This is a genomic window from Pseudomonadota bacterium, from assembly GCA_016195085.1.
Lineage (GTDB): Bacteria > Pseudomonadota > Alphaproteobacteria > SHVZ01 > SHVZ01 > JACQAG01.
In genome coordinates this window covers 87,039-113,879 of the sequence record JACQAG010000039.1, presented here as the reverse complement: position 1 = coordinate 113,879, position 26,841 = coordinate 87,039, and the positions used below count along the sequence as shown (strand labels likewise).

Annotated in this window: 24 protein-coding genes; 8 read left to right on the top strand and 16 right to left on the bottom strand. The window is 67.3% G+C overall.

Annotation, left to right across the window (positions count from 1 at the left end):
- Nucleotides 1–76: 76 nt before the first annotated feature.
- The 3 genes from HY058_12195 to HY058_12185 are packed head-to-tail and all read right to left on the bottom strand — an operon-like array spanning nt 77 to nt 3,601.
- Complete coding sequence (locus HY058_12195) at nt 77–1,369, bottom strand: MFS transporter (GenBank protein ID MBI3498057.1); 1,293 nt, start codon at nt 1,367–1,369, stop codon at nt 77–79.
- Complete coding sequence (locus HY058_12190; protein MBI3498056.1) at nt 1,344–2,963, bottom strand: 5-guanidino-2-oxopentanoate decarboxylase; 1,620 nt, start codon at nt 2,961–2,963, stop codon at nt 1,344–1,346. The genes HY058_12195 and HY058_12190 overlap by 26 nt, the downstream gene beginning before the upstream one ends.
- Complete coding sequence (locus HY058_12185) at nt 2,960–3,601, bottom strand: 2OG-Fe(II) oxygenase (GenBank protein MBI3498055.1); 642 nt, start codon at nt 3,599–3,601, stop codon at nt 2,960–2,962. Before HY058_12185 ends, HY058_12190 begins: the two co-directional genes overlap by 4 nt.
- Before the next feature lie 41 nt (nt 3,602–3,642).
- On the opposite strand from HY058_12185, the gene HY058_12180 reads away from it, so the two are divergent.
- Nucleotides 3,643–3,864: a hypothetical protein gene (locus HY058_12180; protein MBI3498054.1), complete on the top strand. Its 222-nt coding sequence runs from the start codon at nt 3,643–3,645 to the stop codon at nt 3,862–3,864.
- Nucleotides 3,865–4,012: 148 nt separating this feature from the next.
- Here HY058_12180 and HY058_12175 read toward each other — a convergent pair whose 3' ends face one another.
- From HY058_12175 to HY058_12120, 12 genes are all read right to left on the bottom strand, one after another.
- A complete protein-coding gene (locus HY058_12175; GenBank protein MBI3498053.1) occupies nt 4,013–4,747 on the bottom strand; it encodes a DUF1194 domain-containing protein in 735 nt (244 codons plus the stop codon).
- A 122-nt stretch (nt 4,748–4,869) separates the two neighbouring features.
- A complete protein-coding gene (acpA, locus tag HY058_12170) occupies nt 4,870–6,222 on the bottom strand; it encodes an acid phosphatase (protein ID MBI3498052.1) in 1,353 nt (450 codons plus the stop codon).
- A gap of 325 nt (nt 6,223–6,547) precedes the next feature.
- Nucleotides 6,548–9,688 carry a bifunctional proline dehydrogenase/L-glutamate gamma-semialdehyde dehydrogenase PutA gene (gene putA / locus HY058_12165; GenBank protein MBI3498051.1) on the bottom strand — a complete coding sequence of 1,047 codons (3,141 nt, stop codon included), beginning with the start codon at nt 9,686–9,688 and terminating at the stop codon, nt 6,548–6,550.
- 23 nt (nt 9,689–9,711) lie between these two features.
- On the bottom strand, nt 9,712–10,905 hold the full coding sequence (locus tag HY058_12160) for an alpha-hydroxy-acid oxidizing protein (protein ID MBI3498050.1): 1,194 nt from the start codon (nt 10,903–10,905) through the stop codon (nt 9,712–9,714).
- A 23-nt stretch (nt 10,906–10,928) separates the two neighbouring features.
- Nucleotides 10,929–11,330: a type II toxin-antitoxin system VapC family toxin gene (locus tag HY058_12155; protein MBI3498049.1), complete on the bottom strand. Its 402-nt coding sequence runs from the start codon at nt 11,328–11,330 to the stop codon at nt 10,929–10,931.
- On the bottom strand, nt 11,323–11,568 hold the full coding sequence (locus tag HY058_12150) for an Arc family DNA-binding protein (GenBank protein MBI3498048.1): 246 nt from the start codon (nt 11,566–11,568) through the stop codon (nt 11,323–11,325). Before HY058_12150 ends, HY058_12155 begins: the two co-directional genes overlap by 8 nt.
- 84 nt (nt 11,569–11,652) lie before the next feature.
- Nucleotides 11,653–12,117: a cupin domain-containing protein gene (locus tag HY058_12145; protein MBI3498047.1), complete on the bottom strand. Its 465-nt coding sequence runs from the start codon at nt 12,115–12,117 to the stop codon at nt 11,653–11,655.
- Nucleotides 12,118–12,204: 87 nt separating this feature from the next.
- Entirely contained in the window at nt 12,205–13,173 is a 969-nt protein-coding gene (locus HY058_12140; protein ID MBI3498046.1) for a dipeptide ABC transporter ATP-binding protein, read from the bottom strand.
- Between the two features lie 50 nt (nt 13,174–13,223).
- Nucleotides 13,224–14,222: an ABC transporter ATP-binding protein gene (locus HY058_12135; GenBank protein MBI3498045.1), complete on the bottom strand. Its 999-nt coding sequence runs from the start codon at nt 14,220–14,222 to the stop codon at nt 13,224–13,226.
- Nucleotides 14,219–15,058 (bottom strand): ABC transporter permease, encoded by an 840-nt coding sequence (locus tag HY058_12130; GenBank protein MBI3498044.1) that lies wholly within the window; start codon nt 15,056–15,058, stop codon nt 14,219–14,221. Before HY058_12130 ends, HY058_12135 begins: the two co-directional genes overlap by 4 nt.
- Before the next feature lie 219 nt (nt 15,059–15,277).
- Nucleotides 15,278–16,216, bottom strand: a complete 939-nt coding sequence (locus HY058_12125) for an ABC transporter permease (protein ID MBI3498043.1) — start codon at nt 16,214–16,216, stop codon at nt 15,278–15,280.
- Nucleotides 16,217–16,267: 51 nt separating this feature from the next.
- The gene (locus tag HY058_12120; GenBank protein MBI3498042.1) at nt 16,268–17,821 is read right to left on the bottom strand and encodes an ABC transporter substrate-binding protein; all 1,554 of its coding nucleotides are present in this window, start codon (nt 17,819–17,821) and stop codon (nt 16,268–16,270) included.
- A 121-nt stretch (nt 17,822–17,942) separates the two neighbouring features.
- Between HY058_12120 and HY058_12115 the strand changes: the two genes are divergently transcribed.
- From HY058_12115 to HY058_12085, 7 genes are all read left to right on the top strand, one after another.
- The gene (locus tag HY058_12115; protein ID MBI3498041.1) at nt 17,943–19,145 is read left to right on the top strand and encodes a diaminopropionate ammonia-lyase; all 1,203 of its coding nucleotides are present in this window, start codon (nt 17,943–17,945) and stop codon (nt 19,143–19,145) included.
- Between the two features lie 233 nt (nt 19,146–19,378).
- Entirely contained in the window at nt 19,379–20,884 is a 1,506-nt protein-coding gene (locus HY058_12110) for a M81 family metallopeptidase (GenBank protein ID MBI3498040.1), read from the top strand.
- Nucleotides 20,885–20,964: 80 nt separating this feature from the next.
- On the top strand, nt 20,965–21,738 hold the full coding sequence (locus HY058_12105; protein MBI3498039.1) for a class II aldolase/adducin family protein: 774 nt from the start codon (nt 20,965–20,967) through the stop codon (nt 21,736–21,738).
- Nucleotides 21,739–21,959: 221 nt separating this feature from the next.
- Nucleotides 21,960–22,625 carry a hypothetical protein gene (locus tag HY058_12100; GenBank protein ID MBI3498038.1) on the top strand — a complete coding sequence of 222 codons (666 nt, stop codon included), beginning with the start codon at nt 21,960–21,962 and terminating at the stop codon, nt 22,623–22,625.
- A gap of 37 nt (nt 22,626–22,662) precedes the next feature.
- Nucleotides 22,663–22,839 (top strand): DUF4169 family protein, encoded by a 177-nt coding sequence (locus HY058_12095; protein MBI3498037.1) that lies wholly within the window; start codon nt 22,663–22,665, stop codon nt 22,837–22,839.
- Nucleotides 22,840–23,041: 202 nt separating this feature from the next.
- Complete coding sequence (locus tag HY058_12090; protein MBI3498036.1) at nt 23,042–24,496, top strand: M81 family metallopeptidase; 1,455 nt, start codon at nt 23,042–23,044, stop codon at nt 24,494–24,496.
- Between the two features lie 16 nt (nt 24,497–24,512).
- Entirely contained in the window at nt 24,513–26,030 is a 1,518-nt protein-coding gene (locus HY058_12085; protein MBI3498035.1) for a M81 family metallopeptidase, read from the top strand.
- Here the strand turns inward: HY058_12085 and HY058_12080 are convergent.
- Nucleotides 25,976–26,812: an undecaprenyl-diphosphate phosphatase gene (locus HY058_12080; protein ID MBI3498034.1), complete on the bottom strand. Its 837-nt coding sequence runs from the start codon at nt 26,810–26,812 to the stop codon at nt 25,976–25,978. The genes HY058_12085 and HY058_12080 overlap by 55 nt on opposite strands.
- Between the last annotated feature and the right edge of the window lie 29 nt (nt 26,813–26,841).

Sequence of the window (26,841 nt, the reverse complement as noted above, 5' to 3'; positions counted from 1 at the left end):
TTAGCCCTGCGTCCGTGTTCTTGGTGCTTGCCGGCAAGACTAGCAGGTTGTTCGGGACGTCGCGCAACCGCAGTTTTTAGCCCCGCTGCCGCCCGTGGGTTTCGCTCATGAGGCTGCCGGCAACGAGGCCGAGGACGCAGGCGGCCAAGAGCGAGGCGAAGGCGAGCCGATACGACTCGGGCGTGAACACCCGGGCGCCGGCCAGCATCTCGCCCTGCCATTGCAGGTCGAGCAGCAGGCCGACCAGGGGCTGGAACACTGCACCGGAGCCGATCACCGCGGTGTTGACGATGCCGTAGGCGGCACCGCTGACGCCGGGCGGGTTGTGCTCGCGCGCGGCGGCGAAGGTCAAGACCAGGGCCGAGGTGCCGGCGCCGTTCAAGCAGAGCAGCACGCAGATGAGCCAGATCGGCAGGCTCGGCAGGTAGAGGATCAGGGCCAGGGACGCCGTGGAGAGCGCGCCCGCGGCGATGAGCGGGGCCTTGCGGCGGCCGAGGTGATCGGAGAGCCAGCCCAGGATCGGCGCGCCGATGCCGAGCCCGACGAAGCAGAAAGACAGGACGGCGGCTGCCTCCGGCCGCGCCATGCCATAGGCGGCGGCCAGATAGGGCACGCCCCACAGCCCGGCGAAGGCCAGGATCGGCGCGGTGAAGGCGAGCCCGCAGATGGCGCAGAGCCAGGTCTCGCGGTTCATGGCGGCGCGCCGGAAGCCGCCCAGAAAGGCCGACGGCGTGGCGGCGTGGCGCGGCCGTTCCTCGACCACGGTCCAAAAGAGGATCGCCAGGATAAGGCCGATGAGCGCGGTCGCCGTCATGGCGCCGCGCCAGCCGAAGGCATCGACCGCGGCGCCGAGAGGCGCCTGGCCGAAGATGGCCCCGACCGTGCCTGCGGTTTGCGTCAGGCCGCCCAGGAGCGCGAAGCGCGCCGGCGGAAACATGAGCGTCGCCAAGGTCAAGGCCCCGACCCAGCTGCAGGCCGAGCCGGCGCCGATGAGCAAGCGGCCGAGATAGGCCCCGGTGATGCTGTCGGCCAGCGCGAAGAGGAGGGTGCCGCCGGCGGCCAGCACGGCGGCACCCGCCATCAGCCGGCGCGGGCCGAGACGGTCCATCAGCACGCCCAAGGGCATCTGCAGGCCGGCATAGGCATAGAAATAGAAGGCGGAGAGATTGCCGAGGAGGGCGCCGCCGACGGCGAAGTCCCGCATCAGCTCCTCGACCATGACGCTGGGCGAGACCCGGAGCACGAAGGCGTAGAAGAAGAAGAACCCGCCCACCGACCACGCCGCCCAGGCGCGCGCCGGCGGAACCGGCCAGGCATCCCGGCCAAGCCTGGGCGCCTCGGCGCTAATCGAGGTATCCCGCCTGCTCATGCACCTCGATCAAGGTGGGCACCTCATGGGTGAGTGCCTCGCGCACGGAATCGGTGAACGCCTCCAGGCTCTCGGGCCGGACCGCCCTGCAGCCGAAGGCGCGGGCGAGGGCCAGATGGTCGGGGTTGCGCAGATTGACGCCGATCTCCGGCACGCCGCGGGCAACGAGTCCGTCGCGGATCTGGCCGTAGCCGTCGTTGTTCCACATGACCACGGCGAGCGGCAGCGACTCTTCGACCGCGGTTGCCAGCTCCTGCACCGTGAACAGGAGCCCGCCATCGCCGACCAGCACGGCGGTCGGCCGGTCGGGCCGGGCGAGCTTGGCGCCGATCGCGGCGGGCAGCGCGAAGCCCAAGGTACCGTAGCCATTGGGGTGGAACCAGGAGCGGGGCCGGGGGCAGGGGTAGTAGGTGTTGCCGGTATAGGCGATCTGGGTCATGTCGCTGAACACGACGCCGGTTTCCGGCATGGCCCGGCGCAGCGCATCCAGCACCTTGAAGTGCTTCAGGCGCAAGGGCGGTGCCGCGGCGAGAATGCGCTCGCGGATGCGGGCGACTTCGGCCTTCGCTGAATTCCCCCTGAGGGCGGCGACGGCATCGCTGCCGAGCGCGGCGAGGAGAGCGGCCAAGCCCAGCTTCGCATCGGCGAGGATCGCCACCTCGGCCGGATAGTCGCGGGTCAGCACCTTGGCGTCGACATCGATGCGGATGAGCCGGCCGCGTATGGGCAAGCCGGCGGTGTAGTGGTCGGTCTCGGCAAGCTCGGTGCCGACCGCCAGCACCACATCGGCCGAACCCAGCAGCTCCTGCGCCGGCTTGGAGATGAGGTTGCCGCCGAGCGCCAGGGGATGGGTATCGGCGAGCGTGCCCTTGCCGGCCTTGGTCGCGATCACCGGTGCTGCGAGCCGCTCCGCCATCGCCGCCACCTCGGCGGTCGCGTTGACGGCGCCGCCGCCGACGATCATCACCGGCTTCTTCGCCTGCGCCAGAATCGCCGCTGCCGCCGCGATCGCGTCCGCCGTGGGTGCGGGATGCCCGAACGCCCGTCTGGCGGCGATCGGGAATTCCGCGGGGAGCTCGAGCACGTCGATCGGGATCTCGATATGCACCGGGCGCGGGCGCTGGCCCTGGAACACGGCGAAGGCGCGCGCCATCGCGTCCGGCAATTGCGCGGGCTCGAGGATGGTCTGGCTGAAGGCGACCAAGGGCGCGATGGCGGCCTGCTGGTTGGTGATCTCGTGCAGGCGGCCGCGCCCCATGCCGAGATCGGCCCTGGCGTTGACCGAGGAGATGATCAGCATCGGCATGCTGTCGGAATAGGCCTGCGCGATCGGGGTGGCGGCGTTGGTGACGCCGGGGCCGGTGGTGAGGATGCATACGCCGGGACGGCCGGAGACCCGCGCATAGCCGTCGGCCATGAAGCCGCCGCCCTGCTCGTGGCGCGGGGTCACGTGGCGGATGCGGCTGTTGGCCAGCCCACGATAGAGCTCGAGGGTGTGCACGCCCGGAATGCCGAAGACGAGGTCGACGCCATAGGCTTCGAGCAGCCGGATTGCGGCGACGCCGGCGCTGGTCTTGGTGACGGTGTCGTTCATCGGCCTGCTCGCCGCCACGACGTCAGCCGCTTCGCCAAGGCGGAGAGGCGGTGACGGAACTCTTCGCGCCTGACCACGCCCTTGTCGGTCACCCAGTTCAATTGAATGGCGCGACGGGCCCCCACAAAAGGATGATGGCCGTGCCAAGCATTGGCGGCGCAGCGGAAGGCGACGAGGGTTCCCATCGCCGGGGGGATCTCGACGGCGGCGTCATCCAGGGACTCGGGCGAGCGCAGGAGGCGAAGCTGCCCGGCGCTATCGCCGGCGGACCATTCAGGGTTCATGTAGATGAGCACGGTGATGAGCTTCGTCTTGCTGTCGGCGTGGATCTGGCCGTCCTTTTCGCGGGTGTGGCCGCGCGCGGTGATGGTGACCGGCCGCGCCTCGAGGTCGATGCCGAATTTGCCGGCGAAGGTGCGGCGCATCGCCGGTCCCTGGAGCTCGTCCACGAGGTTGGCGAAGGCGGGTCCATAGTCGAGCACGCTCAAGGGAAAGCTGCCGCCCTGGGCAATATCGGGGAAATCGGCGGCGATCGCCGGCTGCGCCGCCTTCTTGATGAAATCGGTCAGCACGACGAAGTCATAGGGCTCGCGGGCGAGCGGGGCGGCCGCGAATCGGTCGAGGTCGAGAACGGACATTTCGGAGCTTTTCCTCCCGGGCCGTTTTATACTCTACAACCATGATGCGACGGCCAAGGAAACGCGGCGACGAGCGGGAGCTGCTCAGCAGCGAGCAGTTCCTCGCCAAGGCCCAGCGCTTCCGCGAGCGCGCCGCCGGCGTGCGCTACGCCCTCGACAGCCACCGGGTCGATCCGAGGGAACGCGCCGAGATGGAGCGCACCTTGCGCAACCTGGAGACGGCCGCAACCGAGCTCGAGCGGATGGCCAAAGGGCGGGGCTGAAGCGCCCTCTCCCAATTCGTCATGGCCGGGCGTGCCCCGACGCTCCACGATGAGAGTCACCACAGAGACACGGAGGACACGGAGATGAGAAGACCGTCTGCGCGCGTAGCGCGCGAGAATTCGCCCTTCTCCGTGCCTCCGTGGTGAATCACTTCGGTCCGCGGCGGATCTCGGCCAGTTGCGAGGGGGCCGTGCCGCGATCGGCGATCTCGCGCAGGAGCTTGGCGCCGATCGCGCGGGTGAAGTCATCGAAGCCGCGTGCCGCGATGACGAAAGCGCCGGGGCCGCCAATCACCTCGCTCTGGTAGTAGTGGGCGAGATTGGGCTCATAGGCGGTCACGATCGGCAGCCCGTTAATGGTGATGTCCTGGCTCAAGGCCAAGGCGCGCGGCTCTCCGACCGGCGGGCCGGCATTGCTCTCGCCGTCGCCGGAAATGTCCAGGACCTTGCGGTCGGGCTTGTAGGGCAGCTCGGCGAACAGCTTCATCGCCTCCTCGATGGCGCAACCGATGCAGGTATCGCCGACGAGCTGGCGGCGATGGGCCGCGAGCAGGTCTGCCACCTTGGCCGCCGACTCCTTGCCGTCGATCACGGTCCAGGGCACGACACGGGCGACCCGCTTGGCATCCGCCCATTCGAAATAGGTAACTGCAATGCGGTGATGCCGCCCGCTCAGAATCTCGTTCAGAATCTCCGGCGAGGTGAGGGCACCCGCATAGCCGCGGAGCTGCATGAAATAGCGTTCGGTGTTGATGCTGCCGGAGGAATCCACCGCCAGCACGATCGCCAGGTCGACGGGCGGCTCCTCGGCCTGGACGGCTGGCGCCCAGCCGGCAAACCGCGATGCGGCCAGCAAGAAAACCAAGGCGAGCAAGCGAGACATGGCGCCACCTCCGTCCCGGAGTGTAGCGCAGCCGGCAATCGAGGCCAGCGCTTCAACCTTACGGCGCCGTTTATCCTCCCCCGCTGATGCGGGGGAGGGCCGGGATGCGAAATGTCCGGTTGCTACTCGAAGAAGCCGGTCAGGTTGGGCGCGTCGCGGTCGCGGGTGGCGAGCGGCTCGAGCCCATGCTTCTTCTCGATGAAGGTGAGGATCGAGGTGGTCTCGTAGACGCTATGGTCGACGAAGCCTTTCTTCACCATCGGGCCGATGATGAGCGTCGGCACCCGGCTTCCGGGCCCCCATTTGTCCGCCTTGGGCGGGGCCACGTGGTCCCAATAGCCGCCATGCTCGTCATAGGTCACGATCACCAGGGTGTCCTTCCAGATCGAGCTCTGCTCGATCTTTTGGATCACCTCGGCGATGTGCTTGTCGCCGGACATGACGTCGGTATAGCCCGGATGCTGGTTCAAGCCGCCGATGGGCTTGTAGAAGGCGACCGGCGGCAGCGTGCCGTCGGCGAGCGCCTTGTCGAAATCCTTGTAGTCCTTGAGGTGCTTCGCCTTCGCTTCGGTGCCGTCGCCATAGTTCTTGAAGAAGGCGAAAGCCTGATGATGGAACTGGAACAGCGGGTCGGGCTTGCCGGCGAGCGCGTCGTCCCAGCCGCCGGAATACCAGGCCCAGTCCACGCCTTTGGCGCTCAAGCGGTCGCCGATGGTGGGGGCGGTCTGCGGCGGCAACAACCGCGCCGTGTCGGTGATCGAGGCCGCGTGCGGCTGGTAGACCGTCTGCATGGTGTTGACGGCAAAGCCGTCAGGCGTCACCACATCGGGGCCGGGCTGCAGACGGCCATTGGCGTCGAGCTTGGCCACCAGGGCTTCCGGCGCGCCCTCGTAGCGGGGCGCGCAGGCGCAGACCAGGAACACGTGGTTCAGGAACGAGCCGCCGAAGGCGCCATGGAAGAAGTGGTCGGCCAGCGTATATTTCTGCGCCACCTTCCACAGCGCCATGGAGCTGCCGTCGTAATAGCCCATGGCGAGTCCGGCGGCATCCGACCAGGCGACGAACTTGTCCATCTTGCCGCCGTCGATCTGCTCCATCTCGTGCCAATAGCGATGCACGAGATCGCCGGTCTTCTCGCCGATCGGCACGTATTTGCCGATGTCGAAGGGCTTGTTGGGCAGGTTCGCGGGGAAGCGCGGGTCCGGCCCGGGCGGCTTCAGGCCGGTGTTGATCGGCTGCGGTAAGGCCTCGTAGACCTTGCCCTCCTTGTCGACCTGGGTCTGGGTCCTTTCCGAATTGGCGATGCCGTCGGCGCCGGGGAAGAGGCCGTAGAGATTGTCGAAGCTGCGGTTCTCGCCATAGATGACGATGAGGTGCTTGACGTCATCGATGCCGGCGGCGGCGCTTGGCAGGGCGGCGAGCGGCAGGGTGAGCGGTGCTAGCGCGATGAGCCTCAGGAGACGGCGTGCCGACATGGGCCTTACCTCCGCTGGGATGGAATGATCGTGGCCGACCATAGCGACGGTCTGTGACACGTGCGTTACAGCAAGTTAGGATGCGTTTTGGTCAATTGGAAGCGAGGATCGCCTCTTCGCCCTCTCCTATGGGGAGAGGGTTGGGGTGAGGGGAAGAGATGCCGCGTTCGCGATGGTGCCGAACGTCTCGGCTGGCGCTTCCCCTCACCCTAGCCCTCTCCCCATGGGAGAGGGAATACAAGGGAAGAGCGCTTACATCCTGCTCCCTCTTCCTAAGGATGAGGGTGATCATGTCCGGGCGGAATAGACTCTAGTCATTCTCTAGTCACTCTGTCAGCGACAACAGGCTGGCATTGCCGCCGGCCGCCGTGGTGTCGATGCTGACGGTGCGCTCGACCGCGAACCGGTGGAGATAGAAGGGGCCGCCGGCTTTGGGGCCGGTGCCCGACAGACGCTCGCCGCCGAAGGGCTGCACGCCGACGACGGCGCCGATCATGTTGCGGTTGACATAGGTGTTGCCGACGCCGAGCCGGCTGGTCACCCGCCGCACGGTCTCGTCGATGCGGCTGTGGATGCCAAGCGTGAGCGCGAAGCCGGTCTTCCGGATCTCGTCCAGGACCGCCTCCAGGCGATCCTCTTCGTAGCGGAGCACATGCAGGACGGGTCCGAAGACCTCGCCAGTCAAGCGGTCGATGCGGTCGATCTCGACGGCCAAGGGCGCCATGAAGGTGCCATGGGCGGCCTCGGGGCCGAGCTTGGCCCTGGCGATGAGCTTGCCCTCGTGGGCCATGCGCCTGGCGTGCGCCTCCAGCGTGTCCAGGGCTTCCTGGTCGATGACCGGGCCGACATCGGTTCCGATGAGGCCGGGATCGCCGAGCCGGAGCTCGTCGATGGCGCCCTTCAGCATGGCGGTGATCCGGTCCGCCACGTCTTCCTGGAGGCAGAGGATGCGCAAGGCCGAGCAGCGCTGCCCGGCGCTTTGGAAGGCCGAGGCGACGACGTCCATCACCACCTGTTCAGGCAGGGCCGAGGAGTCGACGATCATCGCGTTCTGCCCGCCAGTCTCGGCGATGAGCGGGGCGATCGGGCCGGAACGGGCGGCCAGCGACTGGTTGATGGTGCGGGCGGTCTCGGTCGAGCCGGTGAAGGCGACGCCGGCGATGCGCGGATCGGCGACCAGCGGCGCCCCCACCGCAGCACCGTCGCCGGGCAAGAGATGCAGAACCTCGGCGGGAACGCCGGCGGCATGCAGGAGACGCACGGCCTCGGCGGCGATGAGTGGGGTCTGCTCGGCCGGCTTGGCGATGACGGCGTTGCCAGAGGCGAGTGCGGCGGCCACCTGGCCGGTGAAGATCGCCAAGGGAAAGTTCCACGGGCTGATGCAGGCAAAGACCCCGCGGCCATGCAGCTCGAGGCTATTGCGCTCTCCCGTGGGTCCCGGCAGCTCGAACGGATAGGCGAAGTCGGCCCGCGCGCGCGCCGCATAGTAGCGGCAGAAATCGACGGCTTCGCGAACCTCGGCCAAGGCATCGGGCAGGGTCTTGCCGGCTTCGCGAATGGCGAGCGCCATCAGCTCCGGCATTTTCTCTTCGTAAAGGAGGGCGCTGCGCTCCAGGATCTGGGCGCGGCGCTCCGCCGGCGTCGCATCCCATGCTGCCGACGATGCCGAGGCGGCGGCGAGGGCCGCTTCGAGGTCGGCGGCCGACGCCTCCACCACCCGGCCGATCTCGCGCCGGTGGTCGCTCGGATCGCGCACGATCTTGCCGCTGCCGGAGCGCTCCCGCCCGGCGACGATGGGTGCGGCCTTCCAGCCGCGCCCTGCTGCTTCGTCCATGGCGGCGGCAAGGGGAGCGAGCTGGGTTTCATCGCCGAGATCGATGCCGAGCGAATTCACCCGCTCCGGGCGGAAGAGGTCGGCCGGGAGCGGGATGCGCGGATGCGGCTTCGGCGTCATGCCCCTGAGCGCTTGCACCGGATCGGCCACCACCACATCGATCGGCAGCCTTTCATCGACGATGCGGTTGACGAAGGAGGTGTTGGCGCCGTTCTCCAAGAGGCGGCGCACGAGATAGGCCAAGAGATCCTCGTGCCCACCCACCGGCGCATAGACGCGGGCTGGAATGCCGCCGGCATCGGCGTTGACGATCTGCCGATAGAGCGCCTCGCCCATGCCGTGCAGGCGCTGGAACTCGAAGTCGCGATCGTTGCCGGCGAATTCCAGGATCGCGGCCAGGGTATGGGCGTTGTGGGTGGCGAATTGCGGATAGAAGCGATCCGGCCGGGCCAGGAGGCGGCGGGAGGCCGCCAGATAGGAGACGTCGGTCGCGAGCTTGCGGGTGAAGACGGGATATCCCGCTAGCCCGCGTTCCTGGGCGCGCTTGATCTCGGTGTCCCAATAGGCGCCCTTGACCAGCCTGACCATGAGCCGGCGCCGGCTCCGCTCCGCGAGGTCGGCCAGCCAGTCGATGACGGGGATCGCGCGCTTCTGATAGGCCTGCACGGCAAGCCCGAGGCCGGACCATTGGGCGAGCTCGGGATCCAATGCCAGCGCCTCGATCACGTCCAAGGAGGGTTCGAGCCGGTCCGATTCCTCCGCGTCCACGGTGAAGCCGATATCGAGCCCCTTGGCCTGGAGCGCCAGGCTCTTCACCACCGGCACCAGCTCGGCCATGACCCGATCCATCTGCGCCAGCTCGTAGCGCGGATGGAGCGCCGAGAGCTTGACCGAGATGCCGGGCCCGGCGATGGGGCCGCTTCCCGATGAGGCCTTGCCGATGGCGCCGATCGCGGCCTCATAGGAGAGGCGATAGCGCTCGGCATCCGCTTGCGTGCGCGCCGCCTCGCCCAGCATGTCGTAGGAATGGCGATAGCCCTGGCGCTCGGGCTCGCGGGCGCGCTCGAGGGCCTCCTCGATGGAGCGGCCCATGACGAATTGGCGGCCCAGGATGCGCATCGCCTGGGTCAAGCCGTTGCGGATGACCGGCTCGCCCGAGCGGCGGACGAGCCGGCCGAGCACGCCCGGCCAATCATCCTCCTCCGCACCCAGCGCCATCACCCGTCCGGTCAGCATCAAGGCCCAGGTGGAGGCGTTGACGAAGAGCGAGTCGGAGCGGCCGAGATGCGCCTGCCAGTCGGCCTCGCCGATCTTGTCGCGGATCAGCCGGTCGGCGGTTTCGGCATCGGGGATGCGCAGCAACGCCTCGGCCAGGCACATGAGCACCACGCCCTCGCGGGTGGAGAGCGCGTATTCGTGCAAGAACGCATCGAGCCCACCCTGGCCCTGGCGCCCGCGCCGGACGTCGACGACGAGTGCCCGGGCCCTGGCCTCGATGCGCCGCGCCACCGCCGGCGCCACCGCCGCCGCGTCGATCAGGCGTTCGACCAGGTGCGTCTCATCTGCGCGATAGAGCGCCGCGATGGCGCGGCGCAGCGGATCGCGGGCGGGCGGGGGCTGGGCGAAGATCATGGCGGGCATGGTAGCCCTCAATCCTAGACGGGCTCCATTGACCTTGTAAGCGCTGGGCGCGCCGGCAGCGCCAACAGATCCGGCCCGAGCTCGGCCAACTCCCGGCAACCGAGAAAAGCCATCGTAATGTCGAGCTCGTTGCCAAGCAGCGCCAGCGCGTGCTCGACGCCCTTTTGGCCGGCGACCGCCAGGCCCCAGAGAGCGGCGCGGCCGATGAGGACAGCGTCCGCGCCGAGCGCCAGTGCCTTTGCCACATCGCTGCCGCGGCGGATGCCGCTGTCCAAGAGGAGCGTGAGCCGGCCGCGGACCGCGTCGGCGATCTCTGGCAAGGCGTCGATGGAGGCGATGGCACCATCGAGATTGCGCGCCCCGTGGTTGGAGACCACCACGCCGTCGGCGCCGGCATCGATCGCCCGCTTGGCGTCGTCGGCGCGGAGAATGCCCTTGATGACCAGCGGGCCTTTCCAGAATTCCTTCAGCTTCCGAATGTCGGCCCAATTGAGCGACGCGCTGATCCTGATGCCGTCATTCGGCGGCTTGCGGAAGACGCCCAAGCGGTGCTCCGTCGGATGGTTCTCCAGCATGGGCGCGCCCTTGGCGAGAACGTAGGGAAGGAGCACGCGCATGAGCCACCCCGGATGGGCCAGCATGCCCAGGATCGGCCGCAATGCCGGACGAAACGGCTCGGTCATACCGTTCCTCTGATTGAATTCGCGGTTGGGGCCGACTGAGGTATCCACCGTGACGATCAGCGCATGGCTGCCCGCCTCCTTGGCACGCTCGAGGAGCGCCAAGGAATGCTCCTGGTCCTGCCACATATAGAGCTGGAACCACAGGTTTCCCGGCGTTGCCGCGGCGATCTTCTCCATCGCGGTGAATGAATAGGTGGGGAAGGAGTAGGGAATGCCGGCGGCGGCCGCGGCGCGGGCCAGCATGAGCTCGCCCTCGTACCAGAGGAAGCCCGTCGGGCTCATCGGCGCGATGACGAAGGGCAGGCGCTGCTGACGCCCGAACAGCGTCGTCTCCATGCGGCGCGTCGACATGTCGAGGAGTACCCGCGGCTTGAACCGGATGCGCTCGAAGGCAGCGCGGTTTTCCTCGAGCCCGGTCTCGTCCTCGGTGCCGCGGTCGACATATTCGAAGATCCCCCGCGGCAGCCGCCTCTTGGCCGCCTGCCGCAGGTCCTCGATGTTGAATGTGCGCCGGAGCTTGGTCATGGGCGGACTTAGGCGAGCCGTGGCTACAGCCGGCGGACGAAGTCAGCGAGATGGACACCGCCGGCAGCCGCCAGCTCCATGTCGGCGGTGATCAGCGGCAGCCGATAGTCGAGCGCAAGGGCTAGATAGATGGCGTCATAGACGGACAGCCCGCGCTCGGCAGCAAGCTCCTGGGCGGCAGCAACATGCTGGCGCGCCGACACGAGGGTAACCGCCGCTTCCAGCATCTCCACGACGCCGCGGCATTGTTCCGCGCTAAGCACGCCGTTGCGTCGGGCGCGCTCCGCAACGTGAGCGACCTCGAGCAAGAGCCAATCCGGAGCGAAAGGTTCGACGACGTCAAGAAGCCGCCGCGCGGCGCTGCTGTCCGATTCCGACGCGAACCACTTGACGGCGACGCTCGCGTCGATGACGGCGCTAATCACGCCGCCCGTCGCGGGCCGCTCTGATCACTGCGGTCGAGTCTTCGGCGAACCATCGACGCTTGCCGAGCCTCTTCCCAAAGGTTTTAAGCGCCGCGATCGCCTCGGCCCGCGAGATCGGGGCAGCCTCGCTGAGGATCACTCGAACTTCGGCCTCCAGCGATCGATGGTTTGCACGCGCCCGCACTTTCAGGCGCTCGACGACTTCGGGCTCGAGATTGCGGACGGTCAAAGTGGACATGCGGACCCCCAGCATTTTGCTGTCAATATGCTGTCACCCAGGGACGCAGTCAAGCCGTGGCTCCGCCCGCGCGGCAGCGGGGCGTTAGCGCGTCTTGCTGGGATCGTCGGCAGGGTTGGCGTACACCATGGCGAAGGGGCCGATGCCATGCACCTGCAGCACGGTCTCCTTCGTCGCCCAGGCATAGTGGTTCATGCCGGAGGCCATCGAGGCGAAGCCGCCCGGCCCGAAGGTCATCGCCTTCTTCATGTCGAGCTTGTCGCCCATGCCGGCATGGAAGCTGCCGGAGATGACGGTGACGTTCTCGGTGGTCGGGTGGTGATGGGCCGGAACCTTGTAGTTGGCCGGCATCTTGAGGCGCAGCACATAGGGGCCGTCCTTGGACGGGTCGCCGGAGATGACGGCGATCATGGCGCCCTTGGGCAAGCTCGGCGGCGCCGGTGACCATTTCACCTGACCCGAGCCGGTGACCATGTCCATCTTGGCACTCTGCGCCCAAGCGGGCGAGGCGGCGGCAAGCAGCAGGGCGGCGGCGACGGCAATGCGCATGGGGGTCTCCTCATTGGTTTTGGTTGGTTCGACCCGCCTATGATGCCACGCCCGGAGGGTCAAGCGGTGAAATCCCGCACCCTTGCCTCAGGCATTCTGCGGCTGCACCAGGTGGCAGGCGACCCGGTGGCCGCCGCCGACCTCGATGAGCGGCGGCTCCTTCTCCCGGCAGATCGCTTCCGCATAGGGGCAGCGCGTGTGGAAGCGGCAGCCGGCGGGAGGGTTGATCGGGCTCGGCACGTCGCCCGTCAGCATGATGCGCTGGCGCTTCTGCTCAGGCTTGGCGATCGGGATCGAGGATAAGAGCGCCTGGGTATAGGGATGCTTCGGGTCCTCGTAGAGCGTGTGCTTGTCGGTGATCTCGACGATCTTGCCGAGATACATGACCGCCACCCGGTCGGCGATGTGGCGGACGACGGCGAGGTTGTGGCTGATGAAAAGATAGGTCAGCTCGAATTCCCGCTGCAGGTCCTGCATGAGGTTGATGATCTGCGCCTGGATCGACACATCGAGCGCAGAAACCGGCTCGTCGCAAACGATGAATTTCGGATTGAGCGCCAGCGCCCGGGCGATGCCGATCCGCTGGCGCTGTCCGCCGGAGAACTCGTGCGGGTAGCGGTTGGCGTGCTCGCGGGCGAGCCCGACCACGGACAGGAGCTCGGCCACCCTTGTGGTGCGCTCCCGGGAGCTGCCGACGTCGTGCACGATCAAGGGCTCGCCGACGATGTCCTCCACCGTCATGCGCGGATTCAAGGAGGAGTACGGATCCTGGAAGATGATCTGGATCTGGCGGCGGCGCTGGCGGAGAGCCTTGGGCGGCAAGGTGGCCAGATCCTCGCCGCCGAAGCGGATGGCGCCCGATGTGGGCTCGATCAGGCGGAGCAGCAGCCGCCCCGTCGTCGACTTGCCGCAGCCGGATTCGCCGACGAGGCCCAAGGTCTCGCCTTCGGCGACCTGGAAGCTGATGCCGTCGACGGCACGCACGGCGCCGATCTCGGTCGACAGGAAGAAGCCCTTCTTCAAGGGGAAGTGCTTGACCAGGCTGTCGACCTCCATGAGGGTCGGGCGGCCCTGGAGGGCGGTCCGGCGAGCAGTCTGGCTGGCGGTCACGAGGCGGCCTCCGCCAGGCTGGGGAGGCGGTAGCCGGTGTGCCGGATGCAGGCGGCGAACCGGCCCTCGGCCACTTCGAAGAGCGGCGGGTCGAGCTCGGCGCAAGGGGCTTGCGCATACCGGCAGCGCGGGTGGAAGCGGCAGCCCGTGGGCATGTCCTGCAGGCTGGGGATGGTGCCCTCGATCGCCTGCAGCCGATCGGCCACCTGATCCAGCTGCGGGATCGATTCCAGCAATCCCTCGGTATAGGGGTGCTGCGGGGCGCTGAACAGCGCCGAAACCGAGGCCTGCTCCACCGTGCGGGCGGCGTACATGACGATGACGCGCTGCACGAATTCCGCGACCACGCCCAGATCATGGGTGATCAGGATGACCGCCATGTTGAGCTCGCGCTGCAGCTGGCGCAGCAGGTCCAGGATCTGCGCCTGGATGGTGACGTCGAGTGCCGTTGTCGGCTCATCCGCAATCAGCAATTTCGGCCGGCAGGCCAGCGCCATGGCGATCATCACCCGCTGGCGCATGCCGCCCGACATCTGGTGCGGGTACTCGTCGACCCGGCGCTCGGCGGTCGGGATCTCCACCAGCTTCAGGAGCTCGATCGCCTTCTTCGCCGCATCCTTCCGGCCCATGCCCTGGTGATAGCGCAGGGTCTCGACGATCTGGTCGCCCACGGTGAAGACCGGGTTAAGCGAGGTCATCGGCTCTTGGAAGATCATGGAGATGCGCTCGCCGCGGATCTTGCGCATCTCGGCTTCGCTCTTGGCCAAGAGATCCTCGCCCTCAAAGAAGATGCGCCCCGCCACCACGCGGCCGGGATGGGAGATGAGGCGCATGATCGACAACGCGGTGACGCTCTTGCCCGAGCCGGATTCGCCGACGATGCCCAAGACCTCGCCCGCCGCCAGATCGAAGCTCACACCCTCGACCACCGGCGGCCCGCCGAAGCTGGTGCTGAGTCCGCGCACCGACAGCAAGGGTTCTGCACGTAGGCTCATCGTTCCACCTTCATGCGCGGATCCAAGACGTCGCGCAGCCCGTCGCCCAGGAGATTGAGGCCCAGCACGGTAACCGCAATGGCGATGCCCGGGAACAGGGAGATCCACGGCGCCTCGCGAATATAGTTGCGGCCCTCGGAGATGATGTTGCCCCAGGTGGGTGTCGGCGGCGGCGGGCCGACGCCGATGAAGCTCAACACCGCTTCGGCCAGGACCGAGACGGCGAAGATGAAGGTGAGCTGCACGATCAAGGGCGCCATGCTGTTGGCGAGGATGTGGCGGAAGAGAATGCGGATATGGCCGGCGCCGGTGGCCAGCGCCGCCTGCACATAGTCCATCTCGCGGACCACCAGGACCGAGGCCCTGACGATGCGCGCCGTGCGCGGCGTATAGGCGACGGTGAGCGCGATGGCGGCATTGACCTCCGAGGGGCCGAGCACGGCGGCGAGCGCGATCGCCAACAGGATGGCGGGGAAGGCCATCAGCCCGTCCATGAGGCGCATGACCGGATTGTCGAGCAGCCGGAAATAGCCGGCGCAGGCGCCGATCATCGTGCCGAAGACGGCGTTGGTGATCACCACCATGAGGCCGATGCGCAAGGACACCCGGCTGCCATGGATGACCCGGCTCAGGATGTCGCGGCCGAAATTGTCGGTGCCGAGCCAGAACAAATCGTTGGGTTCGCCCAGCCGGTAGCGCACATTGTTCTGGTTGGGCGCGTGCGGGGCGAGGAGATCGGCAAACAGCGCCATCAGCACGATGAGCGAGAAGAGTACCGCCCCGGTCATGAACAGGCGATGGCGGAGGAGGCGGCGCGGCAAGGTCGAGCGCCGCATCCGCTCGATGAGTCGGCTGGTCCGCCTGGGCTCGGCGATTTGCGCGGAAGCGGTCACGGCGTCGGCCCTGAGCGAAAGACGTGGATGCGCGGGGGAGGGTCGGGGAGGGGGTGATCCTCACCCCCTCCCAAAGTCCACCCCCGGTCAAGCCCGCGCATGACGAGCTTTCTTTTTGTGTCATCGCCGGGCTTGACCCGGCGATCCATCTTCATCTTATCCTCAGTCATACCGCACCCGCGGGTCGAGATAGGCGTAGAGGATGTCGACGATGAGGTTGACGAAGACGAAGATGCTGGCGGTGAGCAAGAGCCCGCCCTGGATCACCGGATAGTCACGCCTGAGGATGGCGCCGATGATGAGGCGCCCCACGCCGGGAAGCGAGAATACCAGCTCGATCACCACCGAGCCGCCGAGCAGGATGCCGACGATGAGGCCGATGACGGTAATGACCGGGACCATGGAGTTGGCGAGCGCGTGCTTGGCGATCACCACGAATTCCGGCAAACCCTTGGCCCGCGCGGTGCGCACGTAGTCCTGGCGCAGCACTTCCAGCATGCTGGCCCGGGTGATGCGGGCCAAGAGCCCCATCTGGGTCATGCCGAGTGCCAGTGCGGGCATCGCCATCGAGCGCGCCCAGCTGGCAAAGCTGGTATCGACATAGCCGCCGGTGGGTAGCCAGCCCAAGAGCACGGCGAAGCCGTAGATCATAACGAGGCCGAGCCAGAAGTCCGGCACCGATAGGCCGATGAGCGCCACGGTCATCGAGGATTGGTCGATCCAGCTGTTCTGGCGCACCGCGGCGACCACGCCCAAGAGGAGGCCGAGGGTGAGCGCGATGATGAGCGCCAGCCCGGTCAAGGAGAGCGTGATCGGCGCCCGCTCCAGCATGGCGGCACCGACGCCGCGGCCCAAGAGGATCGAGCGGCCGAGGTCGCCTTGGGCGAGCCTGCCGTAATAGCCGACCACCTGCTCATAGAGGGGCGCATCGAGGCCGAGCTGATGGCGGATGCGCTCGACCTCGGCCGAGGTGGCGCCGGGGCCGGCGATCTCGGCGGCCGGATCGCCTGGCACCAGGAAGATGATGAGGAAGGAGACGAGCGAAACCACCACGAGCACCGGCACGGCGCTCAACAGCCGGTAGACCAGATAACGACCCATTCGATTCCTCGGCCCCCGCCCGACGATGCGCCGGCAAGTCTAGTCGATCCCTTATTCGAACCAAACATCCCACATGCGGGGGATGCGGTAGGGCTGATAGTTGGCGACATTGGCGCGGGTCGCCTGGTAGATGCCGACATCGCCGACCTTGATCGCATAGAAGCGCTCATAGAGCCGGCGCTGGATATTGGCGAAGGCCTGCCGGCGTCCATCGAGCGTCGGCTGGGTGGTGAGAGCCACGTTCTCGCGCTCCAGCACCTCGTCCTTTTCGAACTGGAAATTGTTCGGACCGACGAATACGCCGGCGACGTTGTAGGGGCCCTCATAGGGCTCGATTCCCATCATCACCGGGAACATGTTCCAGCCCGTGGGCTTGCTGCGGATGGCGACCGAGGTCGGCCAGTCGGTCACCTGCAGGCGGATGTTGAGGCCGATCTTCTTCAGCTGCTCGGTCATCACCACGGCGGTGTCGCTATGGTTCTTGAAGCTGTTGTCGGTGAGGAAGACGATCTCTTCGCCCTTGTAGCCGGATTCCTGGACGAGCGCCTTGGCGCGGCCGACGTCGCGGACGTCGTATTTCTCCTTGCCGACGTCGCCGGCGAAGTAGAGCGAGCCCGGATGCTGCCAGCCATGGGTCAGCCGAAAGAGGCCCTCGGTCGAGATCGCCATGATCTCCTCCGCGTCGATGGCGATCTGGATGGCTTCCCTGAGCTTCACGCTGTTGGTGGGCGCTTGGCCGGCGTTCAAGAACACCGTCTGGTAGGCCCAGGGGATCATCTCATAGGTCTTGATGTCCTTGTTGGCGGCCAGGCGCTTGGCCGCGGATGCCGGCAGCTGCTCCAGGATGTGCACCTCGCCGGTCTCGAGCGCCGCCGTGCGGGCCCCACCTTCGGGCATGAAGCGGATGGTGATGGCATCGAAATAGGCGGTCTTCTTGCCGCCGAAGCCGTCGCGCTTGGTGTAGTTGGGGTTGGCGCGGTAGCCCTCGAAGCGCTTCAAGGCGACGTGGGAGTCGGGCTTGTATTCCACGAACTCGAACGGCCCGGTGCCGATATGGTTGATCTTGTTCGCTTCCTTGGCCGCCTCTTCGCGCGGCATGACGATGACCGGGGCGCGGGGCGAGCTTAGTTGCTCGATGAAGCCGGGCACCGCCGTCTTCAGCTTGACGGTCATGGTGTACTTGTCGGTGGCGGCGACCGACGCCACCGGGGTCATCATGCCGGCGCTGGCGCCGACCTTGGCGTAGCGTTCGGTGGAGATTTTGGCGTCCTCGGCCGTCATCTCCTTGCCGTTGTGAAACATCACACCCTGGCGGAGCGTGAAGACGTAGGTGAGGCCGTCAGCGGAGATGTCGACCTTCTCGGCGAGGTCGTTGATGGGGGCGGCATTCTCGGCGCGGGCGACCAGGGTCTCCGCCCAATGCATGGAGATGTTGCGCGCGGCCTGCGCCGAGGTGGTTTGCGCATCGGTCGAGGGCGGTTGCGCCTGCTGCGCCATGATGACGGTGCCGCCCGGCTTCTGCGCCTCGGCGCTGCCGCCGGTGATGCCAAGGGCAACCACGACCGCCAGGCCGGTCAGCGCCGCCCGGGTTTGCGGATCGAGCATGGAACGCCTCCTCGTTCGCCTCCGGCTCTTCCGGCCGGTCGATGGAATGGGCCGAAAGTAGACAGCTATTCCCTCGCCGGCAACCCTATCGTAAAAGCTTGTTCCGATCGGAAAGTCGCCGGTGACGACGCCAGCCAGCCCCACGACCGAGCTCCTGCTCAACCCGCGTTTTCGCGCCGGCCGGCCCTATGGCGCGGCCGAGCGCCGGGTCATGTCCGAGGATGAGGCGGAGAGCGCCGCCGCCGACATCCGCCGCTGGCCCCACTACCGGCCGACGCCGGAGATCGAGGTTCCGGACCTCGCCGCCGCGTTCGCCATCGCCCGCCTCACGGTGAAGCATGAAGGTCAACGCTTCGCCGTCGGCAGCTTCAAGGTCTTGGGCCCGCCCTATGCGGCCTTGCAGCTGGTGACGAGCGAGCTCCAGCGCCGCACCGGGCAGGCTCACATCGACAGCGCCGAGATCATCGCCGGCCGCCATGCCGCAGAGGCCGGACACATCACCTTGATGGCCGCCACGTCGGGCAATCACGGCCGCGCTATCGCCTGGGCGGCGAGTCGCTTCGGCTGCAATGCTGCCATCTACATGCGGGACGGCGTCAGCCCCGGCCGGGCGCAGGCGATCGCGGCCCTCGGCGCCACCGTGGTCCGGGTGCCCGGCACCTTTGATGATGCCTTGGAGCGCTGCATGGCCGATGCGGAGCGAACCGGCGGCTTCGTCGTCTCCGATCTGCCCTTGCCCCTCTACCCCGACGTGCCGCGCCATACGCTCCATGGCTATTCCATGCTGGCAAGCGAGCTCGCCCAGGGCTGGGAACGGGACGGCCGCATCCCCACGCATCTCTTCGTCGCCGCCGGCATCGGCAGCCTGGCGGCCGCGGTGGTGGGACGGCTCCGGCAATTGCTGGGCCGGCGCGGCCCCCGGGTGATCGTGGTCGAGCCGCTGGCGGCGGCCGGGATTCTGAGAAGTGCGGAAGCCGGCCGCCTCAGCCCCGCCGACGGCGATCTCGCCACCGTCATGGACGGTCTTGCCACACGTACGGTCTCGCCCTTCTCCTGGACCATCCTCGATCGGGGAGCCTTCGCCTTTCTCGCCATCCCCGACGAGCCGGCGCTGACCGCACTCCGGCACGCGGCACGCCTCGATCCGCCGCTCGTCATCGGCGAGACCGGTATTGCCGGCCTTGCCGGTCTGTTGGCAATCTGTCGCGATCGGAGCCTCAGGGATCGCCTCGGCCTCGATGGCGAGGCCTCGGTCGCGGTCATCGCCAGCGAGGGTGCCACCGACCGCGCGCTCTATGAACAGCTCACCGGCCGCAAGCCCTAGGAGAATGCACCACGGAGGCATCGAAGAAGAGCGAACCGCGGAGTTCGCCGAGAGAGACGCGGAGGTCGCGGAGCGAAGAGTCTTTGCGCCGCGCTCAGCGCGGCAGAAATCGTTCCTCTGCGCTCTCAGCGTATTCTCAGCGCCCTCTGCGTGAACCTCTGTTTCTTCGTGCCTTGTATGTCGTCTCCATGGTGAATCTTTGTCTCGCGTTCGAACGATAGGTGCTAAAGCACATGGCCAGGATCAAACCACCCCGCATCGCCGTCGGCGGGCTCTTGTTCGAAGGCAACACGCTGTCGCCGGTGGTGAGCGACATGGCCGATTTCGAGAACAAGTATCTCGAGCGCGGGGCCGGGCTTGCCAAGCTCATGAGCAGCAACACCGAGGTCGGCGGCGCCTTGCACCTCTTCGGCCTCTACGAGGCCGAGGTGCTGCCGCTGATCGCCACCCATGGCGGCGCCGGCGGCCGGGTGGCGCGCTCCTGCTATGAGCGCCTCAAGGGCGAGCTCATCGATCGCTTGCGGGCCTCTCTCCCGGTCGACGGCGTCTATCTCGCCCTCCACGGCGCCTTCGTCGCCGAGGGTCTCGATGACGCCGAAGGCGATATCCTGGCCGACGTGCGCCTGGTGGTCGGAGAGGGGGTGCCGGTCGCGGTCAGCCTCGACCTCCACGCCCATGTGACGCCGGCGATGCTGCGGCTCTCCCAGATCCTCATCGGCTATCAGCACTATCCGCACGATGACGGCTTCGAGACCGGTCGCCGGGCGGCCGGTCTGCTGCTGCGCACGATCCAAGGCAAGATCAAGCCGGTGATGCGCGCGCGCCGCGCGCCGATGCTGCTGCCGGCGCAGAAGCAGCGGACCAAGGGGACCGGGCCCATGGCCGATGCCCATGCCGTCGCCCGCGCCCGGGAGACGGCGGGCGAGGTGCTGGCCGCCAGCTATTTCTGCGTGCAGCCCTGGCTCGACTTTCCGGGCGTCGGCTTCACCGCGGTCGCGATCAGCGACGGCGACGGCGAAGCGGCCGATCGAGTCGCCCTCGACATGGCCAAGACCGCCTGGTCCCGCCGCCAGGAATTCGCCGTGCCGACAATCGGCACCGCCGAGGCGATCCGCCGGGGCCGTGCCGCCAATGCCGGCCCGATCGTCTTGGCCGATGCGGCGGATTGCGTCGGCGGCGGTGCGGCGGGCGACAGCGCCGTCGTGCTGGAGGCCCTCATCCAAGCCGGCAGCGATCAAAGTGCCGCCATTCTCCTGGTCGATCCCGAGACCGTCGGCCAGGCGACCAAGGCCGGCGTCGGCGGCCGCTTTCGCGCCCGCATCGGCAACAAGCTCGACCCGGTCTACGGCAAGCCGGTGGAGGCGGAGGTCACCGTCGAGCGGCTGTTCGACGGGCGCTTCACCTATTCGGGCGGCCTCATGGGCGGCCTCAATGCCAGCATGGGGCCGAGTGCCGTCCTGGAGATCGGCGAGATCAAAATCATCTGCGCCTCCGCTTCGGCCTATGAATATGCCGACGAGCAGTTCCGCGCCGCCGGCATCGACCCCCATGAGCTGAAGTTCATCGTGGTCAAGAATCCCATGAACTATCAGCAGGCCTACGCCTATGCGCTGGCGATGCTGGTGGTGGACACGCCGGGACCGACCACGCCCAATCTCGCCGGCATTCCCTGGAAGCGCATGGATCGGCCGCGCTGGCCGATCGACGACGGCTTCGAGCCGGTGTTCGAACCGGTATGACCGGCTTTACAATTCGGATACGAAACGCCAGGCTTACGACCAACCTCTTCAATCCCTCCCGGCCCAAGGAAACGATGCCGATGACTGCGAAGCTGCGCACCGTCCGTCCGACCACTCGCCCCTCGGATGCCGCCGAATGGCAGGCCCGCGTCGAGCTCGCCGGCGCCTTCCGCATCGCCAACCGTCTGGGTTGGAACGAGGGCATCGCCAATCACTTTTCCATGGTGTTGCCGGGCTCGGCGAGCGACCGCTTCCTGCTCAACCCCTATGAGCTGCATTTCCGTGAGATCACCGCCTCCAATCTGATCATCGCCGATGCCAAGGGCAACTTGATCGCCGGTGAGGGCCAGGTACGCTCGGCCGCCTTTCACCTGCACGGCGCGCTCCACACCTCCCTCGAGCACGCGACCTGCATCATCCATGCGCATCCGCCCTATGCGACGGCGATTGCGTGCGTCAAGGGCGGCCGGCTCGGCACCGCGCATGCAAACGCCATCGGGCTTGCCAAGCAGATCTGCTACGACGACGAGATGAATGGTGTCATCAGCGCCGAAGAGTGCCAGCGCATGGTCAAGCTGGTCGGCAAGAAGACCGTGATCTTCCATGCCATGCATGGCTTGACCACCATCGGGCGCACCGTCGCCCAAGCCTATGACAGCTTCTACTTCACCGAGCGCTGGGCCATGTACACGGTGTTGGCGAGCCAGATGGGCAAGCCCTTGCATGCGCTGCCTGAAGGCATTCTGCGGGACTCGCCCGACCGCGACCGCGGGCTGACGCCGCCGGCGGCGCAGGCGCATTTCAACGCCATGCTGCGCCTCCTCGACCGCGAGGAGCCCGACTACAAGACCTGAGCGGTCGACGCCCCCACCCTAGCCCTCCCCCACCCCTGAGCTTCTGTCGAAGGGCGGCGGGGGAGGGAGATTCGATCGTCGCTCCTGCTCCCTCCCTCGCTTCATAGCGGGGGAGGGTTGGGGTGGGGGCATCCCTGTCGGCGCCCGCGGCTACGGAGGCGTCGCCGATCTGCTAGGCTGGCGCCCATGTCCCCAGCCTTTTTACCCAGCGTCCGTCGGCCGTGAATTTCATCTTCATGCTGACGGTCGAGGATCAGACAGTGCGCGACTGCCTCGAGCTCATGGACGAGGTCAGGCCGCTCGGCTTGAAGCATGTCGGCTTCAAGGACATCGGCGTCGGACGTCCGGTCTTGGCCGAGCTCACCAGGCGCATCCGCGAAGCGGGTGCCGTCTCCTATCTCGAAGTCGTAAGCACCACGCCGGAGACGGTGCTGGCCTCGACCCGGGCGGCGCTGGAGCTCGGCATCGACCGGCTCTTGGGCGGCATCGATGCGCCGGCGATGCTGGAGACCCTGAAAGGCAGCGCCATCCGCTGCTATCCATTCGCCGGCAAGCCCATTGGACACCCGACGAAGCTGGACGGCAGCGGCGCCGACATCGCCGCCGATTGCCGGCGCCTGGAGGCCTTGGGTGCCGCCGGGGTGGATCTGCTCGCCTACCGGGCAACCCAGGCCGATCCCTTGGACCTGGTGCGTGCGGCGCGGCGGGTGCTCGCCGGCGAGCTCATCGTCGCCGGCTCGATCGACTCGCCCGAGCGGGTCAAGGCGCTTGCCGCCGCCGGCGCCGATGCGTTCACCGTCGGCACCGCGGCGATCCGCCGGCGCTTCTCGGCCCTGGCCCCGGACCTGGTGGGCCAGCTCCAGGCGATTCTTGCCGCCTGCGGCTGACTGCGCGTAGTCTTTCATCTCCGGCGAGGAGGGATACGTGGGCGAGGTCGTCAACCTCAACAAGGTCCGCAAGGCACGCGAGCGTGCCCAAGACAAGAGCCGCGCCGCCCTGAACCGCAGCCGGCATGGCGAGACGAAATCCGAGAAGCTCAGCCGGCGCCGCGAGGAGGAGCGCGAGGCGCGCAGCCTCGAGGACAAGCGCCTGGACTCCTGAACAGCGGGACCGGCCAAAGAAAAGCCCCGGCGTCGTCAGACGTCGGGGCCAAGGGGAGCTATTCCGTGTCGCACCAAAGACAGCCTCGGAGGAAACCAGGGCCGACGATCGACACGGGTGTCTCTATAGCAAGGTCGACCTAAACCGGAGGTGAATGGACGCCGCGGGTCCGTCCTCCGCCACCCCTCAAGCCCGGATCCCCATGAAAGTCTTCACCGCTTCGCTCTCGACCGAGACCAACACCTTCTCGCCCATGCTGACCGGCCGCGCGGCCTTCCTCGAGCAATTCTATGCCCCGCCCGGCCAGCATCCCGACCATCCCCGCCACACCACGGCACCCCTCTGGGTACTGCGGCAGCGGGCGAAGGCGAACAACTGGCAGGTGGTCGAAGGCCTCTGCACCGCGGCGCAGCCCGCCGGCACGGTCTCGCGCGCTGCCTATGAGGAGTTTCGCGACGACATCCTGGCGCAGCTCAAAGCGGCGATGCCGGTCGACATGGTGTGCATGGGCCTGCACGGCGCCATGGTTGCCGAGGGCTACGACGACTGCGAAGGCGACATGCTCCAGCGCATCCGCGCCATCGTCGGCCCCAAGGTGCCGATCGGCAGCGAGCTCGATCCCCACTGCCACATGACCGAGGCGATGCTGGGCTCGGCCGATGTGCTGATCTGCTACAAGGAATTTCCCCACACCGACTTCCTCGAGCGCGCGGAAGAGCTGGTGAGCCTGGTGGCCGATGCCGCCCAGGGCAAGGTGAAGCCGGTCAAAAGCGTCTTCGACTGCCGGATGATCCAGAGCTTTCCTACCTCGCGCCAGCCGATGCGCGGCTTCGTCGATCGCATCAAGGCGATGGAGGGCAAGGACGGAATCTTGTCGATTTCGGTGGTGCACTGCTATCCCTATGCCGACGTGCCCGATATCGGCGCCAAGATCCTGGTGATCACCGACGACCGCAAGGAAGTGGGCGACCGCCTCGCCGAAACGCTGGGCCGCGAGCTCATCGCCATGCGCGATGCGGTTCGCCCGGCGTTTCTCTCCATCGAGGAGTCGCTTGATCAGGCGAGCATGGCCGAAGCCGGGCCGATCGTGATTGCCGAGCCGGCCGACAATGCCGGCGGCGGCGCGCCGTCGGACTCGACATTCATCTTCGCCGCCATGCGCAGGCGCGGCATCAAGAACGCGGCGATCGCGCCCTTGTGGGATCCGATCGCGGTCAAGATGTGCTTCGCGGCGGGCGAGGGTGCCACTTTCGATCTCCGCTTCGGCGGCAAGATGGGGCGCTTCTCCGGTCCGCCGGTGGATGCGCGGGTCAAGGTCATCAAATGCGTGAAGGATGCAACCCAGAGCGCCCATGGCACGGTCTTCCGCCTGGGCGATGCCGCCGCCATCGATGTGGATGGAATCGCCGTGGTGCTGGTCTCGGTGCGCGGCCAGGCCTGGGGCACCGATCTCTTCTCCAATCTCGGTATCGACCCGACCAAGCGCCGGATCATCGTGGTCAAGTCGACCAACCACTTCTACGGCGCCTATTCGAAGATCGCCGAGGACGTGCTCTACACCGACGGGCCGGGGGCGCTGCCCCGCGACTTCAGCAAGGTTCCCTATACCCGCATCAAGCGGCCGATCTGGCCCCTCGATGCCGATCCGTGGAGTTGAGCCGGAGGGTCCACCCGTGAAGGTTTTCGTCGCCGCGCTTGCCACCGAGACCAACACCTTCTCGCCGATGCCGACGGACAAGCGCGCCTTCGAGGAAAGCTTCTACGCGCCGGCCGGCCGGCACCCGCAGGAACCGAGCTTCTTCAGCGGCCCCCTGGCGGCGGCGCGCCGCCAAGCGAAGGCGGGCAACTGGCAGGTGGTCGAGGGCCTGCATACCTTCGCCATGCCGGCCGGGCGCACCGTCAGGAAGGTCTATGAGGGCTTCCGCGACCAGATCCTGGCGGAGCTGAGAGAGGCGATGCCGGTGGATATGGTGGTCCTGGGCTTGCACGGCGCCATGGCGGCCGAGGGCTATGACGATTGCGAGGGTGATCTCATCGGCCGCGTACGCGCCATCGTCGGACCCAAGGTGCCGATCGGTGCCGAGCTCGACCCCCATTGCCATCTGACGGAGGCGATGACCAGCGAGGCCGACGCTCTGGTCTGCTTCAAGGAATATCCGCACACCGACTTCCTCGAGCGCGGCGAGGAGTTGGTCGCCATCATCGCCGATGCGGCGCTGGGCAAGGCGAAGCCGGTCATGAGCAGCTTCGATTGCCGCATGGTGCAATTCCTGCGCACCACCGCCGAGCCGATGCGCTCCTTCGTCGATCACATAAAATCGCTCGAAGGCAAGAACGGCGTGCTTTCCGTGTCGGTCGCCCATTGCTTTTCCTATGGCGACGTCGCCGATATCGGCACCAAGGTGCTGGTGATCACCGACGACCGCAAGGACTATGGTGACAGGCTCGCCGAAGAGCTGGGCATGCAGCTCTTCGCCATGCGCGAATGCCTGGCGCCGCCCTTGTTGTCGATCGAGGCTTCCCTCGACCGGGCGGTGTCTTTGCCCGGCCGTCCCGTGGTGATCGCCGAGCCGGCGGACAATGCCGGCGGCGGGGCTCCCGGGGACTCGACGTTCTTCCTCGCGGCGATGCTGGCCCGCGACCTCCAGGAGGCCGCCTTCGGCCCGATCTGGGATCCGATCGCGGTCAAGCTCAGCTTCGCCGCGGGCGAGGGTGCGGTCTTCGATCTCCGCTTCGGCGGCAAGATGGGCCCGACCTCGGGCGATCCCATCGATGCGCGCGTCACGGTCCTCAAGCTCGCCAGGAATGCGCATCAGAGCTTCGGCGATACCACCTTTGCGCTCGGCGACTCAGCGGGCTTGCGCATCGGCGGCGTCGAGATCGTTCTCATCACGGAGCGCTGCCAGGGGCTGGGGTTGGATCTCTTCACCAATGTCGGCATCGATCCCACGGCGAAGAAGATCGTCGTGGTCAAATCCACCAACCATTTCCACGCCGCCTTTGGGCCAATGGCCAGCGAGGTGCTCTACAGCGACGGGCCGGGGGCGCTCGCCGGCGACTTCCGCCGCATTCCCTACACCAGGATGAAGCGGCCGAAATGGCCCTTCGATGCCGATCCGTTCGCCGCCGCGCCGGATCAGAAGACGAAGAGCAACAAGCCCAAGGCCAAGGCGCCGAAGGCGAAGCAGTAATAGGCGAAGGGATCGAGCGCCTCGAAATCGTGGCGGTGGAAATAGCGCATGAGGAAGGCGATCGAGAGATAGGCGGTGATGCCGGCGACGATCCCTGCGATCACCGCCAGGGACCCCAGTGTGGCACCCTGGCGCAGGAGCTTCGGCGCCTCGAGCACGCCGGCACCGGCGATGATCGGGGTGGCCAAGAGGAAGGAGAACCGCGCCGCCGCCTCGTGGTGCAGGCCGAGGCGGAGACCGGCGACCATGGTGGCGCCCGAGCGCGAGATGCCGGGGATGAGCGCGGTCGACTGGGCGAGACCGACGAAGAGCGCATCGAACCAGCCCATGTCTTCGATCCGCCGCTCGCCGGCGGCCGCCCGCCTGAGCCGCTCGCCCACCCACAAGAGCACGCCGTTCACCATCAAGAACGCGGCCGCCACCACCGGCGAGCCGAAGAGCTGGCGGAAGAAGTGGTTCAAGGTGAATCCCAGGACCGCGGCGGGAATGGTGGCGACGACGATGAGTGCGAGCAGCTTGAGCTGCGTCGGGCGCCGCTCGGGCGAGCCCAGGCCGAGCACGGCGACCAGGAGACCGAGCCAGTCCTGCCAGAAATAGACCAGCAGCGCCGCCGCGGTGCCGAGGTGGAGGACCACGAGGAAGGGCAGGAAATCCGGCGCCCGCTCATCGACGCCGAGCCCCAAGAGCGGCGGCAGCACGACCGCATGGCCCAGGCTCGAGACCGGGAACAGCTCGGTCACGCCCTGGAGCACGGCGATGAACAAAGCTTCGAACGTGGTCATGGTGCTCCTTCCGCGGAGCCTTCAATGTG